Raw genomic sequence first — 18,399 nt, forward strand, 5'->3', positions numbered from 1 at the left:
CTTACCTCGCCTGGGCCAAGGCGACGGCATGTATTGCCAGCAGCCGCTTCACCCCGTCGGTGATGTTGCGCGACGAAAGCGTCGCTCCCGAGATATTCGGAATGTCCTGATTGAGCTTGAATTTGTCCCGCACAGTTTTGCCCCGGAATAAGCTGCGCCACCGTGCGTCGCGCACTTGTCCGCCCTTGCTCTCGCGATAGCTCAGGATCTCGACACCCATCACGTGACCGTCTGGCGAGATACCGGCGGCATAGGTGATATATTCGTGCTTGCCGATCACCTCGTCGACGATCACCCAGCCAGCCAGTCGGCCACCGGATGTTGCCCGCCACACGCGCGGCTGGGCCGTGCGCTGGGGAACGCCAGAAATCTGCCGTATCTGTGCAAGTTGCGCCGGAGACAGTGTTACCAAAAATGGTGCGAAAGAGTCGGCCTGCGGCACGAGAATATGCTGGGCCTCGTTCACAGTCAGGTAGTCGGCCGCGAACGCGCTCGACGAGGCTGCCAGCACCGGGATGGCAAACAGACTTGCCCAATTGAAACGTGTCATCGGAAGCTCCTGTCAGAAGTTCATACCAAGCTTAAGCCGGAACTCGTTCTTGGTCTTTTCAATCAGGTGCAAATTTGTGTCGGTCTGCCCGGCATAGCGTTCGCCGCCGCCCTTGATCTGCGGAAACCAGGTGAGCGTTGCCCAAAATTTCTCGCCGCCATAATGAATCGTTGGGCCGGCAAACAGCGACCAGCGTTCCTGGCCAACTTCGGTCTCATATTCCGACGTGTATTGCGTTTCCGCGCCGATGAACCAGTTCGGGGCGACGCGATATGTCAGGCCGGTGCCGGCGCTGAGCTCGATTTCCATCTCGGGGGTGGTCGGCCAATCGAAGCCCTCGGGCAGGTTGGCAATTGGGTAACGAGTTTCGTGGCCGGCCTTCAGGCCGAGATTGCCAACCCAGACGATCTGGCCCTGGCGGAAGTATTTCTGCGCGGCGAGTACAACCTTGCCCTCGTATTCCGTCTTGCTCTGGCCGCTATGGGGATCGAGCCGCTTCCACTCGACCGAGGTGATGACGGCGAGCCCGAAATTGTCGAGTGCTGGACTGAGGACATTGAACTTTGATTTGAGTTCAAGTCCCGAAAATCGCGGTCCCTTGTCGATGGGCGCCGGGAGATAGCCGTCAATCAGCAAGCCATGGGTGTCGATCGTCAGGAAGCTCGCGGCGGCCGACACGGTGATCCTGTCGGTGACGCCGTACTCGCCCTCGATCTCGGTATCGACTGCTCGGTAGGTCCCCTGCCCCTTGTCGGAGCGCAAGGTGTTGAACACATAAACCTCGCCAGAACCCTTGGGCAGGGTCTCGGCGCCAGTGTTGTAGCCGAACAAGTTTTCATCGGCGTGCGCAATACCAGGAAGCGCCAGGGCAGCACCCATCGCAAGGGCGCAGGAAGTCAGGCCGCTGCCAAAGCGGCTGGAAAATACATGCATGTTAGATCTGCCTGATTGTTAGAACATGTAGCCCAGACCAAGATTGATCCGGTCATTGTCCTTGTTTTCCAAGAATTTCTGGTAGTCGACTTTGACCACTACCTCGCGCAGCGGATGGAACGAGAAACCAGTGGTGAGTACCCGGTCACGGTTGGCCGGATCAGCAATCAGCCCCAGAGGCAGGCGCGCCTGCGTGTCGAATTTCTCATACCGCACGAACGGATCGAGGGTCGCGATGCTGCCCAGCGGGATGCTGTAAGCGCCCTGAACATACCAGCCGTAAAACGCGGATGGAGCGACAGGCAGTTCGGTGCCGTTTGCATCGTTGAAGTTCTCCACCACGGTGCCCAACGCCGCCGTTCGACTGATCGTGCCGCGCGCATAGAGCGCCTGAAGGTCGAAGCCGCGATGCTGCCAGCGGCCATGAACGTCCCAAAGCGTGACCCGCGAGGTAATGCCTGCAAAGTCCGGCAAGCTGTTGTCGGCCTTGAAGTCGGCATTGTTGTGGGTGGCGTTGCCGGTGAAGACGGCTCCCCCGAGCAGCAAGCCCGGAATGCCCTGATATTCAAGCGAGCCGTAGAACGAGAGGCTTGAGGCCTTGGCGAGTTGCAGTTCCTGGTGCGAACCTGCCAGCGGCGCGCCCGGATCGTCGAATTTAGCGACATCAAAGCTAGTCGTAACGCCGACATCGTAGCTAAGGCCAAATGGGGTGCTGCCATAGAGACCGATCCCGCCCTCGCGCCATGTCGATGGGATAATGCGCGTTTCGACTTCATTGCGCTCGACACCGTAAAACACCGGCGGCTCGTGATTGCGGTTGAGGAACCCGAACGGCATCAGGAAAAGGCCGGCCTTGAGGTTGGCTGCCTGGCTGAAGGAGTAATCAAGGTAGGCCTGCTCGATCGCGACCTCGCCCTGGTCTCCGGAACTGGCAACGGCATGCTCGACTTCAATTTCGCTGTTGAAACTGAGCTTGTCGCTGAAGCGATGGCCGACAAACAACACCAGGCGCTTGAGGTCGGCCTGATTGCGGCTGCTGTCCTTGAGGTAGCCGTTGTAGGTGATCTCGCCGTAACCGCCGATGGTCGTATCGGAACCTCCCGCGACGGCCGACCTTGCATCGTTGGCTGCGACTGCGGGCGGTGAGCCGGCGGCAGATGGAGCTGTGTCACCGGCGGTTGTGGCCGCAATCGCGGTGGGTTGAGCCGGTTGAGTGGTCGGCGCCTGCAATTGAGCTTCGATCCTTTGCAAGCGCGCCTCCTGTGCCGCCAGCTGCTCTTTCTGGGCGGCGACCTGAGCCCTCAGCGAAAGAATTTCCGCCTCCTGCGAAGCTTGGTCCGCCAGCGCGGGTGTCGCGGTCGACAGCGCAGTCGCCGCCAGAAGCATTGCAGATTTTCTCATAGATCCCCCGAATCGCGTCAGAGGGCGCTGCTACAAAACCTGCGAATGGTTCGCAATAGCAATAATTCGTGTAGCTTGGGTTCTAGGGAAGCGCCGTAACTTCGTCCGACTTCGGGAACGTCGGTTATCTGGGTCAAACCGGAGATCAGCATGTGGGGCAGCGCCAGTCGCATTTGTGCCGGGATCTGCAATCGGCACACCTTGAGGAATGCCGCTTGTCATCCGATCTTCCGGCGACGGCGGCGAAGCCCGCCGTGGCGCTCGTGGCTCTGCTGCCCGTCACTTTCTCAAAGTGACCGCCGGGAAGTCAGCATCCGCCTGGATCGTAAGTTGCCCTTGTAGTGCGGAGCTAAATCGCAGCCGGGAAGACTCTCAAGCCGGCCCGAATCCAGGTTGGGAAATTGTATCCCCACCGCAACCTTCCCGTGCGCTATGGCCAGTTATCAGCCTGGGAGTGCATTTCGCACTCTGACAGGAGTTCAACCCGTGAAGAATACTGCCATGATACTTTCGCTTGCCGCCACCGCGCTCGTCAATCCGCAGCTCAGCCAGGCCAAACCGGCCGGAGTCACAATGGCGCAGGCCCGCGCGATTGCGCTGCGCGCCGCGCCAGGTCGCATCGAAAAGGCCGAGCGCGAACGCGAAGGCGGCGGTCTGCGCTATTCGTTCGATATTCGCCAGGGCAACCGAATCCACGAGATCGGCGTCGATGTGGCGACTGGCCGGATCGTGGAGAACAAGTTCGAACCCTTGAACGCTAGGGATTAAGCGAGAAGTCGATGCGCATCCTGTTGGCCGAAGATGATGTTGATACCCGGCAGTTCGTCGAGCGTGGGCTCGGCGAACTGGGTCACAATGTCATCGTGGCCGCGAACGGGGAGGATGCGCTTCACTTCGCGCTTACCGAAGCGGTCGATGTGATCGTTCTTGACCGGATGATGCCCGCGCTCGACGGATTTTCGGTGCTCAAGCGATTGCGGGCCGGAGGAATTGCCGTGCCGGTGCTGATGCTGACCGCGCTCGGCCGCATCGAGGACCGCGTCGACGGACTCGAAGCCGGCGCCGATGACTATCTCGTCAAACCCTTCGCCTTCAGCGAACTAGCCGCCCGCATCCAGGCGCTCGGCCGGCGCACAGCGCCTGCCGGCGTTGCAACCACCTTGAGAGCGGGCAGAATCGAAATGGACCTGCTCACACGCGAAGTCCGGCGCGAGGGAAAACTGGTACTGCTCCAGCCTCGCGAATTCCGCCTGCTCGAAGAACTCATGCGCCATGCCGGGGAATTCGTCACCCGCACCATGCTGCTTGAACGGATCTGGGACTTTCACTTCGACCCGCAGACCAAGATCGTCGAAACCCACATGAGCCGACTGCGCGCCAAGCTTAACGAAGGCGAGCTTGCCGACGCCATCGAAACGGTACGCGGCGTCGGCTACAGGCTGCGCGCTGCATGAGGCTGCTTCCGCGAAGCGCCGCGAACCGAATCGCGCTGATTGGTTTCCTTGTCTATGCCTTGGCGACCCTCGTTCTCGGGGGTGCGGTGCTCCTTGCCAGTCACGCCGCCTTTTCGCGCCAGATAGACGCAAACATCGAACAGGCTTCCGATGCTCTGCAGGTGGAATATCGCGGCGACGGCCTGAACGGTGTCATCGAGGCCATCTCGCAGCAGCGCGGACCCGGTCCGATCTCTCTGGGAACCGCGCTGTTCGAGCCAGGCGGTCGGCGGATCGCCGGCAATCTCGTGACTTCCATGCCCGAGCCGGGATGGCAGAGAATCACGTTTATCGATCCCGCCGAGGGACCCGATCCGGCACGCGCCAAGGTCAGCGTCTTGCCAGGCGGATACCGGATGGTCGTTGCTGCCGATCTGGAATCTTTGGAGGCGATTGATCGGACCATCCTCGGCATGTTCAGCTTGGCGTTTGCTGCGCTGCTGACTTTCGGAATTCTGGGTGCCTTTGCGCTCGCCGCCTATCTCAGGCGCAGGCTGCACGGGATCGAAGCAACCGCCGTGGCGATCACCAGCGGAGACCTTGGCCAGCGCGCCAGGGTCGGCGAGGCAGACGACGAGTTCGATCGCGTAGCGATTTCACTCAATGTTATGCTCGACCGCATCGCTGGACTGATTGCCAATTTGCGGCAGGTGACCGGCGATCTGGCGCACGACCTGCGTACCCCGCTGGCGCGCCTGCGCAACCAGCTCGAGACAATGCGGCACCCCGTCAGCGAAGACGACCGGATTGGCTCGCTCGACCGCGCGGCCGAGCAGGCCGACGACGTGCTGACGTTGTTCGACGCGATCCTGCGGATCTCGGAGCTCGAAGAAGGCGGTCTTCATCGCGCATTTTCGCCGATCGACCTCTCGGCACTGGTGGCCGACATTGGCGATTCGCATCTGGCGCTGGCGGAAGATCGCAATCATTTCCTTCGCCTCGCCGTCGATGGCGGCATCGCGGTCGAGGGCGACCGTGAATTGATTGCCCAAGCCGTAATCAATCTGATTGAAAATGCGCTGCGCCATACCCCCGACGGATCGACCATCGAACTGGGCGTCCGGCGCGATGGCGACAATCCGGTCGTCATGGTTCGCGATGACGGTCCAGGCATTGCCGAAGGTGACCGAACCCGCGTCCAGGACAGGTTTGTGCGTCTGGAGCGCGCGCGCTCGACACCAGGGCACGGCCTCGGCCTCAGTCTGGTGCGGGCAATCGCCGATATCCACCGCGCCGAACTGGTGCTTGGCGACGCCAGTCCCGGGCTAGTGGTCGAACTGCGCTTTCCGGGAGCACCGGCGTGAAAATCCTGCGATCGATATGTCTGGGGTCAATTTGTCTGTCGCTTGTTCTGGGCGCGAGCGCCTGCACACACTATGTCCCGCGCCCGGTCGATCTTTCTGCCATCGCCGCACAAAGGGAACGCCGCACGCTCGACCTCGGGCAAGCCGCCACCACTTGCCGGAGACTGGCTCCCAAGGCCGAATGCAACCCAGCGCGGCTTGATCGGGCGATGCTCTATGCCGCGATGTTCGACACCAATCCGGCGATTGCGGCGGCGCGGCAGCATGTGCTGAGCGCAGTCGCCGCCGCGCGCAGCGCGAAGCAGGCACCGGGCCCCAAGCTGACCCTCACCACGGAATATGCCGGGGCCGCGCCCGATCCCTCGCCCTGGTTACTCGGAGCATCGAGCGAGATTCCGCTCGACATCGGCGGCGCGCGCGCGGTGCGGATCGGTAGCGCCGAACTTACCGTGGTCACCGCTCGCTATGATCTGGCCGAGACTGTCTGGTCGGCGCGCATGACCCTGGTTCGGGGTCTTGCCCAATTCCTTGTGGCCGACCGCCAGAATGTCACCGCCAGCGAACTTGTCGCCATACAGGAACGCCGGTTCGCAGCGATGGATCGCCGCGTCAACGCAGGCGAGGCTTCGCGCGCGGAACTCGAGAGGGTCAGGGCCGACCTCGCCGACGCGCGGCATCGCAATGCCGATGCCGATGCGCGCCGCGAGGCAGGATTGGTGGCGATCGCCAACGCCGTCGGGGTATCGCCCACCGCGCTGGCCGGAGCGGCTTTTGCGTGGGACGCGTTCGAGGTGCCACAGGATGTCACGCGCGTCAGCGCGGACGAACGCAGGGCGGCGCTCTTGGCCCGGGCCGATCTGCTCAAGTCGATGGTCGCCTATGACCAGGCCGAACTCGACCTGCGCGGCGAAGTGGCAAAACAGTATCCCACAATCACGGTGGGGCCAGGGTTCACCTGGGAACGCGGGCTGGTGAAGATCCCGTTCAACCTCGGCCTGTCGCTGCCGCCATTCGACCTCAATCGCAAGGCCATCGCCGCGGCCACCGCCCGGCGGAGCGAAGCCGCGGCGAAGCTGGAGGCCGACTATGCAGCGGCAATTGGCGCGGTCGATAGCACACTAGCCGAAGCAGGCGCGGCCCAACGCGCGCTCGATGAATTCAGGAGGCTGGACCTGCCAATCGCCGCGCGTCTGGCGGCTCAAGCCGACCGCGAACTGGCGGCGGGATCGCTCGATCGGGCCGACTGGGGCGCCGCCCAGGCAGGCCGACTGACGACGCGGCTTCTCGAACTCGATGCGCTGGCCCGCGCGCTTACCGCCGACCTGGCACTGGAAGGCGCTCTGCGTCGCCCGCTGTCGGGACCGGAACTGATGATTGGAAGGGGTGAACAATGAGCCGATGGCGATCAGCGGCATGGGCGGGAATGGGTGCGGCGGCCATGGCGCTCGGCCTCTATGGCGCGGGGGCGATCAAGCATTCCGATGCAGCGCAAACGGCGAGTGCCGAGGATGCCGATGCCCCAACGGACAAGGATGCCGCACCGGCGAAGAATGAGCCGGTGACCGACCCGGCTGCGCTCGCAAGACTGGGCGTGAAGACTGCGGCGGTTACTACAACTGTCGCCAGTCAGATGGTGGATGGGTTCGCGCGCGGCCTCGATGTCGGACCGCTTGCGGCCATCGTCGCCGAGGCCGAGGCCGCGCGCGCGGCGGCTGCGGCATCGCAAGCGGAGGCCTCACGCCTCGAAACACTTTACCGTCAGGACGTGAGCGCATCGCGGCGATCGGTCGAAGCCGCCCGTGCGCTGGCGCTGGCGGATGCCGCCCGCACCCGGCTCGCCGAGCAACGCGTCGGGCTGGAATTTGGCTCCGGGCTGTCGCGGCTCGGGTCTGGTGCCATCCGTCAACTGGTCAGCGAAATTGCCGCTGGTCGCGCGGCGCTCGTCCGGATCGATATTCCTGGGGCAATGCTGGCGCCAGGAACCGTCGTCGAAATCGGCGAACCAGGGTCAGCTTTGACCGTGCGCGTATTGGGTGCGGCGGCCGCTGCCGATGCCAGGCTGCAAAGCGCCGGTGTACTCGCCATCGTTCGTGGGCCGCTGGCACGGCAGGCGCAGGCCGGTCGGATCGTGCCTGCGCGCGCCGCGACCGGCGTCGCCAGTTCGGGCTTGCTTGTTCCCCGCGAGGCAATCGTCCGCTTCCAAGGCCGGATGTGGGTGTTCCGCCAGAACGGCAAAGCGTTCGAGCGGATCGCGCTCGACGATCCGCAGAGCATACCGCAAGGGTGGATCGTCCGGGGCGGACTCAAGGCGGGAGACGTCATCGCCGTCTCCGGCGCAACCGGATTGCTGGCGCTCGATGCCGGCGGTGCTGTTGCCGAAGCCGAGGGAGACTAAGCGATGTTGGCCAGGCTGATTCGCTGGTGCATCGCCAATGCGCGCATGGTCATCGTCGCCGCCGCGATCTTCGCGATCTACGGCATTTCCGTAGTCGATCGTGCGCGCTACGATGTGTTTCCCGAGTTCGTTCCGGCCCAGGTCACGGTCCAGACCGAAGCTCCGGGTCTGGTAGCCGAGCAGGTCGAGGCGCTGGTCACCCGCCCGATCGAGAATGCCATCAACGGGGCAAACGGCGTTGAGAGTGTCAGCTCGGAATCGGCACAGGGGCTTTCGGTGATCCGCGTGGTCTTCACCGAAGGCTCAGAACCCTTGCGCGCGCGCCAGATAATTGCCGAGGCGCTGGGCGGCGTCTCGGGTAAGCTACCCAGCGGCGTATCGCCGCCCGCGCTGTCGCCGCTGACCTCTTCGACAATGGACCTCCTCAAGATCGGGCTGACCAGCGACAAGCTTGACCAGCGCCAGCTTCGCGCGCTGGCCGACTGGACCATACGGCCAAGGCTGCTGGCTACCAAAGGCGTCGCAGGCGCAGTGGTCTATGGTGCCGCCCCATCGCGCTACGAGGTCCGAATCAAGCCATCGCAGCTTGTCGCGCGCAACATCTCGCTCGCCGAGGTCAATTCCGCGATTGCCGCACTGACCACGGTTCGCGGCGGCGGCTTTGCCGAGACGGCCAACCAGCGCATTCTGATTCAGCCGGACAATGGCACGATCGACGCCGCCAAGCTCGGAGCGGCACTGGTGCCGAGCGGCAATGGCACGGCGGTGGCGCTGCGCGAAGTGGCAGATGTCGTGCTCGTGCCCGCACCGCAGTTCGGCGATGCCTTGATCATGGGCAAGCCGGGTGTGCTCATTTCCATGTCGAGCCAATACGGGGCCAATACCCTTGAGGCCAGCCGCGCCGTCGCAGCGACGCTGGAGGAACTCAAGCCGACGCTCGATGCCCAGGGCATCAAGCTCTACCCGGCGCTGCACCGGCCCGCCAACTTCATCGAAGTTGCCCTGGCGGGCATGTCGAAGGATCTGATCGTCGGCGCACTGATGATTGCGTTCGTGCTGTTCGCCTTCCTGCGCGACCTGCGCACGGCGCTGATTGCGTTTCTCTCGATCCCCCTGTCTCTACTGGCCGCGCTGATCGTGCTCGACAAGCTGGGGGGGACGATCAACACCATGACGCTCGGCGGATTGACCGTCTCGCTGGGCGTGGTGGTCGACGATGCGGTCGTGGGCGTCGAAAACATAGTTCGCCGATTGCGCGGCGCGGGCGGCGAAGATCGCGCCGCAATCATTGCCAATGCCACCGTCGAGGTCCGCGCGCCCGTAGTCTATGCCACCTATCTGCTTGCTTTCACCATCGCGCCGATCCTGTTCCTGACCGGACTGCAAGGCGCATTCTTCTCGCCACTCGCGCTCTCGTTCCTGCTTGCGGTCCTCGCCTCGCTGGTGGTTGCCCTGACAGTGACGCCGGCGCTGGCCGTGCTGCTTCTCGGTAGGATGACGCCGCACGAGGAACCGCGCGCATTGACGCGGGCGAAGGCCTGGCATCGTTCGCAGCTGGAACGGCTGTGCGATCGGCCGCAGGCTGTGATCGGAGCGACAATCGTCACCAGCCTCATCGGCGCGCTGGGCCTTATGGCGTTCGGCGGCGAGCTGCTCCCGGCGTTCCGCGAGGGTCACTATGTTCTCAAGGTCAATGGCCCCGTCGGAGCCTCGATGGGGTGGATGCGTGACAACGGTGCGCGCCTGTCGCGGGATTTACTTGCCATTCCCGAGGTGGCNCGTCGAACTCAAGCCTGACGGTGCTGGCGGCGAAGATCGCGCGCAGGCCGAAATCCGCAAGGTTCTGGTCCGCTATCCGGCTATCCAGAGCGCGACGCTGACTTTCCTTGGCGACCGCATCGGCGAATCGCTCTCCGGCGAGACCGCCCAGCTAGCCATCAATGTCTATGGCTCGGACCTCGATGTGCTTGACCGGATCGCAGGCGACGTCGCGCGGGTGGTGAAAGCGGTTCCCGATGCTGCGGATGTTCAGGTCAAGTCGCCGCCCGGCACGCCGCTCCTGTCGATCGCACTCGATCCGGCCCGCATGGCGGTGCATGGCGTGACGCCAACGGATGCCAACGATGCTATCGAGATCGCCTTCCAGGGTCATGTCGCCGGGGAAGTGGCCGACCCCGACCGGACAACCGACGTGGCGGTGGTTCTTCCGCCCGAACTGCGCCAGGACCCCGAGAGCGTAGCGGCGATGCTGGTGCGCGCCAGCGACGGTTCCTCGGTCCGCCTTGGTGACATTGCAACGCTGTCATTGGGCGAAGGACGCGCTTCGATCGCCCGCGCTGGCGGACAGCGGCGCCAGGTCGTCACGATCAATCCGACGCGATCCGATGTCGCCGGTTTCGAGCGCGATGCGCGTGCTGCGATTGCCGCCAAGGTCAAGCTGCCGCCCGGCGTATCGCTGTCGTTTACCGGCGTGGCGGCGGGTCAGGCTGCGGCGACCCGCCAGATTGCGCTCAATGTCGCGGTGGCCGCCATCGCGATTGTCGGCCTGCTGATCCTTGCCTTCGGCGGCGCTAGAGCGGCAGCGCTGATCCTTGCCGGAACGCCGTTCGCGCTGGTGGGTGGTGTCATCGCGATGGCGCTGACTGGCGGGGTTCTCTCACTCGGGGCACTGGTGGGTTTCGTCACGCTGTTCGGCATTGCCGCGCGCAATGCGATCCTGCTGGTCGCCCATGTCGATCACCTCGTAGAGGAGGAAGGACAGTCGTTCGATCGGGCGACCGTGATGCGGGCCGCCGAGGAACGGGTCACGCCGATCTTGATGACGGCACTCGTTACTGCCCTCGGCCTGTTGCCGTTGGCGATCGAGGCGGGACAAGCAGGCCGTGAAGTGCAAGGGCCCATGGCCGCGGTCATCCTCGGCGGACTCGTGACCTCGACCGTCATGAGCCTGATGCTGCTGCCAGCGCTGATCTTGAGGTATCGTCATGCTCGGGGGGAGGAGCAAACGAACTGATCGGCAACACCTGCAGCTGCGCAATCCCCATCGACCGGATGAATCTCGATACGGCAAATCAGGTCTTGGACGCTGCACAGAGCGGGGGAGAATCTCTCAAACCCGAACCTTACGCGAAGCGTCGCTTCCCAAGAACGTGGTCGCAGGCGTCAACGCGCTTGCGATGTCACAGCCTCGACGCTGATTTTCGCTACTCGGGAGGAATCAGCGGTTCGCAAATACGCATTGAAATAGGCAAGGCGAAACCTTCGGGTCATGAACTCGCCCCACGGCGCATCGGTGGTCGCAACTACATTGCCGGCCCCATCCGAGCCAACGACATGAAGGTGGCCCGGTACCGGACCGGCATAGCCATTTGTCCTGCGCACGTCGCCGCCGACCAGAATACCGTCGGGCTTTTGGCGAGCAGCCGCACGGACTACGGCAATATCGGAATTCGATACTAGGGCGATGGGGCCGAGAAATCTTGGGCCTATGGCGCATCCGGTGATAGCCAGAACGAGCAACAGAGCCGGCAAGCAATACGCAGCTGCGAAAAATTGCCTCATCGCCAGCTAGTAGCAGATCGAGCGTAAATCGCTAAGCATGAACTTGACGGCATGACCAATCTCGATTGCTTATCGCCGTCGTCCACGTTCACTGGGTGGTCGAATGGGTTTGAGCAATTCAACTCGACTTTGATTGACCTCTATCCTCCGGGCATGTTGCGCTGCAGCCAACTTCGGGCGTTGCATTCATGCCCCGATGCTTGTTGAAGAATGTGCGTACATCGCTGGAAAACGCCCGGTCGTCAGCTTGTCTGATGGTCTGGGCTGCACCGGGAATTTGCTCGCAGGCACGGCGGTTTCTTGCCAGGGGAATGGGCCGACGGCGATCAACGGCGGCAATTGATCCTGGTCCCGCGCGACGGCGAAGGCTTGTTCGTTGGTGCGGCGATCTGCGTTCGCAATCTTTCAAGAGAGATCCCCCCAGCTTCCGATCGCAATAATATCGACGGAATTTGTGGAAGAGGGCATACCTGACCCGTCAGCCGGTCATGGCGAGGTCGCTATAGATCGTGCAGCACGACGCGGCACCGCCAACGCAGGTATCCGCGCACCGTGCCGCCATCACGGCCAATGCCCGTTCCAGCGATTTCAGTTCGGCTATGCGGTCGCGCAAATTCGCGCGATGGTCATTGATGAGCGCGAGTGCTTCATCGCATTCGGCTGTCGCGGTGCTTACCGCGATTAACGCGATGATGTCCTTGATCGCCATTCCGAAATCGCGGCACCGCCGGATCAGTTTGAGCTGCTCGACCGTGGCACGGGTATAGAGGCGGTGGCCGCTGGCGGTGCGGTTCACGGCCCGGAGAAGGCCGATCTCTTCGTAGTAGCGCACGGTCGGAACGGTGCAGCCCGCCGCCCGTGCCGCGCGCCCGGTGGTGAGTTCCGCTGGCAAAAGACAACCTCCAGATTTCGCTTGAAGCTCAAGTTACTTGAGGTCGTATAGCCGCGTCCTTCAACGGAAACCATGAAGGAATGGCACAGTGAACTACAAGGTTGTAATCGGGCTGGGACTGGCCTGCGCCGCATGTTGCGCGATCCCGTTACTAGGTCTGGGTGGCCTGACTCTCGGTGGCGCGGGCCTCGCCGGCTGGTTGGGCGCATCCGTTGACCGGATTGTCTGCAACGGCGGCCCGCTGCTCGTTGTTGTCGGCGTTGGCTTCTATTTCTGGCAGCGAAGCCGTAGGCAGAAATGCGCCGCCTGCCCGGCAGACAGAAGCTGCGGGTGCAAGGCCGGCAGCGACTAGCTACAACGGAGCAGCCCTTGAAACTGTTGGCGATCTACCTGACGGCGGCGATTGCCGAAATTGGCGGCTGCTTCTCCTTTTGGGCGTGGCTGAGGCTGGACCGCTCCCCGCTCTGGCTCATCCCCGGCATGGCGTCCCTAGCGCTGTTTGCATGGCTGCTGACGTTGAGCGAAGCCAATGCGGCGGGCCGGGCCTACGCCATTTACGGCGGTGTTTACATTGCTTCGTCGCTAATCTGGTTGTGGGCGGTAGAGCATGTTCGCCCCGATCGCTGGGATCTGATCGGGGCTTCGATCTGTTTGATTGGTGCGTCGATAATCTTTGCCGCGCCACGATAATGTGAAACCTCGACGATTTTAACCAATTGCACTGCTATGTAGTGCCTGACCGCTTCAAACGCCTGCTGACACATCAAATCAGCCAGTCATTCGCCAAGGCGACCAGCAGAAGAACCCCAAGGGCGCCGCGATAAAGGACGAACGGCCATGCGGAGAAGCGTTCGAGAACGCGCATCAGCGCCCAGATTGCCGCGAACGCCGAAATCGAAGCAACGACGAGGCCGAGCGCCAGGACAGACCAACCGTACATGTCGAGGTTTGCCTTGTGCAGTTCCCACAATTCCTTCGATCCGGCGAGGGTAATAGCCGGAATCCCCAGCAGGAATGAAAAACGCGCCGCCTCTTCACGTCCGAAGCCAAGCGCCAGTGCCGCTGTCAGGGTTGACCCGGAGCGCGAGACACCGGGTATGAGCGCTCCCACCTGCGCAAGCCCGATTAGCAGCGCATCGAGCAGCGCCGCATTCTCAACTCTACGGCGGTGGCGTGCCAGGATTTCGGTGAGAGCCATCAGCATTGCCATCGCGACGCAAGCCCAGCCAATCACCGGCAAGGCACGAAATGGCGAGTGGCAGGCATTGAGGCTATCCGACAGAAGAACGCCCGCCAGCATGATCGGAAGCGTGGCGAGCGCGATCCAGATCGCCATGCGCAGATCGGGATCGGCGAACTGGCGGCGGCCAATTGCCGACACGGAACCGACCGCGAGGCGACGCACATCCTGCCAAAAATAGCTGATAACGGCGGCGAGCGCAGCGAGCTGCATCGCGGCCGAAAAGGCCGAGCCGGGATCCCGCCACCCCAACAGGGCCGGGACGATACGCATATGGGCTGTCGAGGAGATCGGCAGCAGTTCGGTGATGCCCTGCACCACCCCCAATATTGCGACCTTGGCGTAGCCTAGTGTCACGAAGCCGGTATCGATACCGGTAGCACAAGGCCCAGTCATGTCAGAGCTGTTCCGCTGTCTCAGGTGGCCAAGCCGGGAGCGGTGCGACAGTTCGCATTATTGACGGACCAGCCTGAGGCCATTGCCGACGACAAGAATGCTGGCTCCCATGTCGGCGAACACTGCCATCCACATGGTTCCGTAGCCGACCATCGTCAGTCCCAGAAAGACCGCCTTGATGCCGAGCGCCAAGGTGATGTTCTGGATCAGCACCGTCCGGGTCGTGCGCGACAGCTGCACAAAGCGGGCGATCTTGCCCAGATCGTCGTCCATCAAGGCAACGTCAGCGGTCTCTATGGCCGTATCCGAACCGGCTGCACCCATCGCAAAACCGATATCGGCGCGCGCGAGCGCAGGCGCGTCGTTGATGCCGTCCCCGACCATGCCGACAAACCGGCCCTCGCGGATATAGCCCTCGATCGCGTGGAGCTTGTCCTCCGGAAGCTGATCGCCGAGCGCCTCGTCGATCCCGACCTGCTGAGCGATTGCGGCAGCGGTTCGCGCGTTATCGCCGGTGAGCATGACCGCCCTGATTCCAAGGTCGTGCAATGACTGAATGGCGATGCGGCTGCTGTCCTTGATCGTGTCGGCGACGGCGAATAGAATCAGCGGCCGCTTTCCGTCGGTCAGAACGATGACTGTCTTGCCCTGCTGCTCCAGCGCAACCAGCTGCGCTTCAATCCCTGGTGAACAGACACCGGTCTCGTGGATCAACCGGTGGTTGCCGAGCAGATACTCCACTCCGTCGACCGTGCCTTTGACGCCGCGACCCGCCAGGGCGGCAAAGCCGGTCACGTCAAGTAGCGCCATGCCGGTCTTGCGGCCGGCTTCAGCAATCGCAAACGAGACTGGATGGTCGGAACGCGCGGCCAGGCTCGTGGCAATGCTAAGGCTGTCGACGCCGTCCACCTGTTCGAGTTGCATCGTGTCGGTCAGCGCCGGCTTGCCGTGGGTGATGGTCCCCGTCTTGTCGACGGCGAGCAGAGCGAGCTTGTGGCCTTGTTCAAGATAGACGCCGCCCTTGATCAGGATGCCGTGACGCGCTGCCGCCGCCAGACCGCTGACAATCGTGACCGGTGTGGAGATCACCAGCGCGCAGGGACAGGCTATGACCAGCAGGACCAGCGCCTTGTACACCCAGTCATGCCAGCTTGCGCCAAGCGTAAGGGGCGGAACGATGGCGATTGCCACCGCGAACAGAAAAACGACGGGCGTATATATCCGTGCGAACCCATCGACGAAGCGCTGCGTCGGAGCCCGCGCGCCTTGTGCGGATTCGACGGCCTGGATGATCCGCGAGAGCGTCGAATGCCCGGTGTCGGCGGTGACCGCATATTCGAATGACCCGGACTCGTTCAGGGTGCCCGCGAACACCGGATCGCCTGGCACCTTTTCGACGGGCATGCTCTCCCCGGTAATCGCCGCCTGGTTGACGGTCGAATGGCCGCTGGCAACAGTGCCATCGAGCGCGACGCGCTGGCCGGGTTTGATCCGAACGACATCGCCGATGCCGACATCGACGGCGGGCCGATCGATCCAGGAACCGTCCGGCTGCCGCACAGTGGCATGCTCGGGCGCAAGCTGAACCAGACTGCGAATGGCATTGCGGGCACGATCGAGCGATTGCGCCTCGATCAGTTCGGCAATCGAGAACAGGACCATGACCATGGCGGCTTCGGGCCACTGCCGCAGCACCAGCGCGCCCGTTACCGCAATGCTCATCAGCGCATTGATGTTGAGATTGCCGTTCCGGAGCGCGATCCAGCCCCTTCGGTAGGTATCGATCCCGCTGACCGCGATCGCCGACAAGGCCAGAAGTGCCGCCGCCCATTCGGGCAATCCAGCCCAATGGATAATTTCGGCAATCAGCGCAGCGCAGCCGCCAAGGGCCAGCGGCCACCACGGTTTGGCCGCCTCCGGGCTGTCCGGCGCCTTATCGGCCGCGCCATCGACATTCTCGGAATCCATACCGAGTTCGCGGATTGCAGCCTGAATTGCCGGGAGCGCGTCGGCCACGTGAACGACGGACAGCACCCGCTGCATCAGGTTGAAGTCGAGCGAGTGAACCTCTTCCATTCCGCCCAGCTTCTTGCGGATGAGTGCTTCCTCGGTCGGACAATCCATCTGTGCGATCCGGAGCCGGGTAAGACGGCTGCCGTTCGGCACGGCCGCGGCCACACCATTTGGAAGTGGGACGGCTAAATCCGGTGCCGGCGTTGTTTCACAGCAATGGTCAGCCATGGCCTGCTTTCCCGTTCACGCTGTCGCCGACTTGCTTGCCAGTCTGCCATTGTACCAGGCACCCACGGCCACGACCGCCACGGTCAACAGCTGTGCCCCCACCGACTCCCAGGTCGGGAACAGGCCCAGCACCGGAATGCGCGGGATCTGGGCAAGCGGTGCGATGTCGATCATCCCGGCTTCCTGCAGGGCGGCGACACCCTTGCCCGCCAGCACGACCGCAAGAACGGCTATGAGCGCGGAGCTATATTTGAAGAACTCGCTGACCGGAAGTTTGGCGCTGAAGCGCAGCATCACCCAGGCTATGACCCCAAGCAGGAAAACGGCGGAGCCCGCGCCGGCGAGAATGACGGCCCCGTTCCCCTGCGCAGTGAGCGCGGCATAGAACAGGATCGTCTCGAACACTTCGCGGTAAACGACGATGAAGGCGAGGCCGAACAGAAACCAGGCCGAACTGCGCGACAAGGCTTTGCCCAGCGTCTCGTTGATATAGCGCTGCCATTCACCTGCCTGCGACTTACCGTGCATCCAGATGCCGACGGACAGCAATACGACGGCTGCGAACAAGGAGCCGAACCCTTCGGTCAGTTCCCGGCTCGCGCCGCTGACGCCAATGAAGAAGGTGGCGACGGCCCAGGTGACGCCGCCGGCCGCCAGCGCAGCCACCCATCCGCCATGAACATGACGAACCATTTCGCCGCGATCGGCCTTTCGCAGGAACGCGATCATCGCAACGACAATCAGCAGCGCCTCCAGGCCTTCGCGCAGGAGGATCGTGAAGGCACCAATGAAGGTGGATGCCGTGCTGGATGCGCCGGGCGACAGAACTTCTTCGGCATCGCTGAACAGCGTATCGAGGACGGCGACCTGATCCTTGATGGCGGCAACAGGCTCACCGCGACCGATCATCGCGCGCAGATTGCCCATCTCGGCTTCGATCCTGCCCATCAATGTCGCATCGCGCGCCGCCAGAGCAGGTTCGACCGGCTCGAATCCGTCGAGATAGGCGGAAAGCGCCAGCTTCTTGGCCCCTTCCCGGTCGCCTGCTTCATAGGCTGCAAGGCTCGCCTGCAACTTGTCATGGGCCAGGCTCAGCGATCCAGCCCTGACTTCCGTCACGGCTTCGGGATGCGCGCGCAAATAGGCCAGGACCTTCTCGGCCTTGTCCTGCCCGATCTCCCGCCCAAGCGCCGCCGGGGTCAAGCCCGCAAGCGCGGCCAGGTTGGGAATTCGGCTCCTCAAGGCAGCATCGGTCTTCCAAAGCCGTTCCCCATCGTCGCTGTCCGCAAATGCAAACCGGCTGACATAGAAGGCCAATGCCCAGCGGTCCTGAGAGGGCAATTCCGAAAAGCTGCGCATCGCGGTGCCGCCCAGCCCCTGACCGATCACCTGATACAAGGCGAATGGACTGCGTTCGCGGGCGCGGCCTGCGTCGCGGAAGGCGACTGGTGGAGGATTGAGCTTGGCGGCATCGGGGCCGTGGCCATCGCCGTTGAGACCATGACAGCCCGCGCAATTCTGGGCGTAGAGCCCCGCCCCGCGCGCCAGGTCGGGAGCTTTGTTAGGGGCAAGCGGAACGGGATAGGCGCCAAGCAGATGGCCGGCCAGCGTCCGTGCTGCCTTGGCGACATCGTCGGGCGCGGCCTTCGCGGCAACCATTGCCCGGAACGCCTTGGCTTCAGCAACGAGCGAGGCACGATTGGTGGACGCTGGAAGTGCGGTAATCTTGGTTTCGACCGCCGCCGAAAACTCGGTCATCTCCGCATATTCCTGGGCGCTCTTGACCTGTCCGTCGGTAACCGCACCCCGGTAATCGACCGCGACATAATCGAGCAGCCGCCACGCCGTCTGCACATCGTCGTCGCTCGCACCGGCTAGAGCCGGCGTTGCCAATCCAAGGACCATTGCCAGAAAGGCCAGTACGGCCAGAAGTCTGCCGATCGCTGCAACAGCCAGATTTTTCGCGGAATTCTGTGATTCGGGATTGGTCATG

Annotated in this window: 14 protein-coding genes and 1 pseudogene; 8 read left to right on the forward strand and 7 right to left on the reverse strand. The window is 63.1% G+C overall.

The genetic code is table 11. The annotated features are described in order from the left end of the window. Nucleotide 1 precedes the first annotated feature (1 nt). The 3 genes from ACFFF7_RS08150 to ACFFF7_RS08160 all read right to left on the reverse strand — a co-directional run bounded on the left by ACFFF7_RS08150 (nucleotide 2) and on the right by ACFFF7_RS08160 (nucleotide 2,884). The gene (locus tag ACFFF7_RS08150) at nucleotides 2-550 is read right to left on the reverse strand and encodes an FMN-binding protein (protein WP_379480871.1); all 549 of its coding nucleotides are present in this window, start codon (nucleotides 548-550) and stop codon (nucleotides 2-4) included. A gap of 12 nt (nucleotides 551-562) precedes the next feature. Then, the gene (locus tag ACFFF7_RS08155; protein WP_379480872.1) at nucleotides 563-1,429 is read right to left on the reverse strand and encodes a DUF6662 family protein; all 867 of its coding nucleotides are present in this window, start codon (nucleotides 1,427-1,429) and stop codon (nucleotides 563-565) included. Between the two features lie 72 nt (nucleotides 1,430-1,501). Continuing rightward, nucleotides 1,502-2,884 (reverse strand): porin, encoded by a 1,383-nt coding sequence (locus ACFFF7_RS08160; protein WP_379480873.1) that lies wholly within the window; start codon nucleotides 2,882-2,884, stop codon nucleotides 1,502-1,504. Between the two features lie 486 nt (nucleotides 2,885-3,370). On the opposite strand from ACFFF7_RS08160, the gene ACFFF7_RS08165 reads away from it, so the two are divergent. The 7 genes and pseudogenes from ACFFF7_RS08165 to ACFFF7_RS08195 all read left to right on the forward strand — a co-directional run bounded on the left by ACFFF7_RS08165 (nucleotide 3,371) and on the right by ACFFF7_RS08195 (nucleotide 11,535). Further along, nucleotides 3,371-3,652 carry a PepSY domain-containing protein gene (locus ACFFF7_RS08165; RefSeq protein WP_379480874.1) on the forward strand — a complete coding sequence of 94 codons (282 nt, stop codon included), beginning with the start codon at nucleotides 3,371-3,373 and terminating at the stop codon, nucleotides 3,650-3,652. 11 nt (nucleotides 3,653-3,663) lie between these two features. Continuing rightward, nucleotides 3,664-4,338 carry a response regulator transcription factor gene (locus ACFFF7_RS08170; RefSeq protein ID WP_379480875.1) on the forward strand — a complete coding sequence of 225 codons (675 nt, stop codon included), beginning with the start codon at nucleotides 3,664-3,666 and terminating at the stop codon, nucleotides 4,336-4,338. After that, nucleotides 4,335-5,681, forward strand: coding sequence for a sensor histidine kinase (locus ACFFF7_RS08175; RefSeq protein WP_379480876.1), 1,347 nt, complete (start codon nucleotides 4,335-4,337; stop codon nucleotides 5,679-5,681). Before ACFFF7_RS08170 ends, ACFFF7_RS08175 begins: the two co-directional genes overlap by 4 nt. After that, entirely contained in the window at nucleotides 5,678-7,075 is a 1,398-nt protein-coding gene (locus ACFFF7_RS08180) for a TolC family protein (RefSeq protein ID WP_379480877.1), read from the forward strand. The genes ACFFF7_RS08175 and ACFFF7_RS08180 overlap by 4 nt, the downstream gene beginning before the upstream one ends. Further along, nucleotides 7,072-8,076: an efflux RND transporter periplasmic adaptor subunit gene (locus ACFFF7_RS08185; RefSeq protein ID WP_379480878.1), complete on the forward strand. Its 1,005-nt coding sequence runs from the start codon at nucleotides 7,072-7,074 to the stop codon at nucleotides 8,074-8,076. Before ACFFF7_RS08180 ends, ACFFF7_RS08185 begins: the two co-directional genes overlap by 4 nt. 45 nt (nucleotides 8,077-8,121) lie before the next feature. Beyond that, a pseudogene (locus tag ACFFF7_RS08190) lies at nucleotides 8,122-11,089 on the forward strand (efflux RND transporter permease subunit). A gap of 38 nt (nucleotides 11,090-11,127) precedes the next feature. After that, the gene (locus tag ACFFF7_RS08195; RefSeq protein WP_379480879.1) at nucleotides 11,128-11,535 is read left to right on the forward strand and encodes a hypothetical protein; all 408 of its coding nucleotides are present in this window, start codon (nucleotides 11,128-11,130) and stop codon (nucleotides 11,533-11,535) included. 580 nt (nucleotides 11,536-12,115) lie between these two features. Here the strand turns inward: ACFFF7_RS08195 and ACFFF7_RS08200 are convergent. Continuing rightward, entirely contained in the window at nucleotides 12,116-12,529 is a 414-nt protein-coding gene (locus ACFFF7_RS08200; RefSeq protein ID WP_379480880.1) for a MerR family transcriptional regulator, read from the reverse strand. Between the two features lie 369 nt (nucleotides 12,530-12,898). Between ACFFF7_RS08200 and ACFFF7_RS08205 the strand changes: the two genes are divergently transcribed. Then, complete coding sequence (locus ACFFF7_RS08205) at nucleotides 12,899-13,219, forward strand: YnfA family protein (protein WP_379480881.1); 321 nt, start codon at nucleotides 12,899-12,901, stop codon at nucleotides 13,217-13,219. Between the two features lie 73 nt (nucleotides 13,220-13,292). Here ACFFF7_RS08205 and ACFFF7_RS08210 read toward each other — a convergent pair whose 3' ends face one another. From ACFFF7_RS08210 to ACFFF7_RS08220, 3 genes are all read right to left on the reverse strand, one after another. Then, entirely contained in the window at nucleotides 13,293-14,090 is a 798-nt protein-coding gene (locus tag ACFFF7_RS08210) for an undecaprenyl-diphosphate phosphatase (RefSeq protein WP_379480882.1), read from the reverse strand. A 132-nt stretch (nucleotides 14,091-14,222) separates the two neighbouring features. Continuing rightward, nucleotides 14,223-16,406, reverse strand: a complete 2,184-nt coding sequence (locus tag ACFFF7_RS08215; RefSeq protein WP_446686285.1) for a heavy metal translocating P-type ATPase — start codon at nucleotides 16,404-16,406, stop codon at nucleotides 14,223-14,225. A gap of 15 nt (nucleotides 16,407-16,421) precedes the next feature. Continuing rightward, nucleotides 16,422-18,398 (reverse strand): FTR1 family protein, encoded by a 1,977-nt coding sequence (locus ACFFF7_RS08220; protein ID WP_379480883.1) that lies wholly within the window; start codon nucleotides 18,396-18,398, stop codon nucleotides 16,422-16,424. Nucleotide 18,399 lies beyond the last annotated feature (1 nt).

It is taken from the genome of Novosphingobium aquiterrae (genome assembly GCF_042434435.1).
Classification (GTDB): Bacteria; Pseudomonadota; Alphaproteobacteria; order Sphingomonadales; family Sphingomonadaceae; genus Novosphingobium; species Novosphingobium aquiterrae.

Bases quoted from the DNA above. Each gene is read 5' to 3' on its own strand.
- ACFFF7_RS08175 (WP_379480876.1), top strand. From the start codon at position 4,335: ATGAGGCTGCTTCCGCGAAGCGCCGCGAACCGAATCGCGCTGATTGGT.
- ACFFF7_RS08185 (WP_379480878.1), top strand. From the start codon at position 7,072: ATGAGCCGATGGCGATCAGCGGCATGGGCGGGAATGGGTGCGGCGGCC.
- ACFFF7_RS08215 (WP_446686285.1), bottom strand. From the start codon at position 16,406: ATGGCTGACCATTGCTGTGAAACAACGCCGGCACCGGATTTAGCCGTC.
- ACFFF7_RS08155 (WP_379480872.1), bottom strand. From the start codon at position 1,429: ATGGGTGCTGCCCTGGCGCTTCCTGGTATTGCGCACGCCGATGAAAAC.
- ACFFF7_RS08170 (WP_379480875.1), top strand. From the start codon at position 3,664: ATGCGCATCCTGTTGGCCGAAGATGATGTTGATACCCGGCAGTTCGTC.
- ACFFF7_RS08160 (WP_379480873.1), bottom strand. From the start codon at position 2,884: ATGAGAAAATCTGCAATGCTTCTGGCGGCGACTGCGCTGTCGACCGCG.
- ACFFF7_RS08220 (WP_379480883.1), bottom strand. From the start codon at position 18,398: ATGACCAATCCCGAATCACAGAATTCCGCGAAAAATCTGGCTGTTGCA.
- ACFFF7_RS08150 (WP_379480871.1), bottom strand. From the start codon at position 550: ATGACACGTTTCAATTGGGCAAGTCTGTTTGCCATCCCGGTGCTGGCA.
- ACFFF7_RS08195 (WP_379480879.1), top strand. From the start codon at position 11,128: ATGAATCTCGATACGGCAAATCAGGTCTTGGACGCTGCACAGAGCGGG.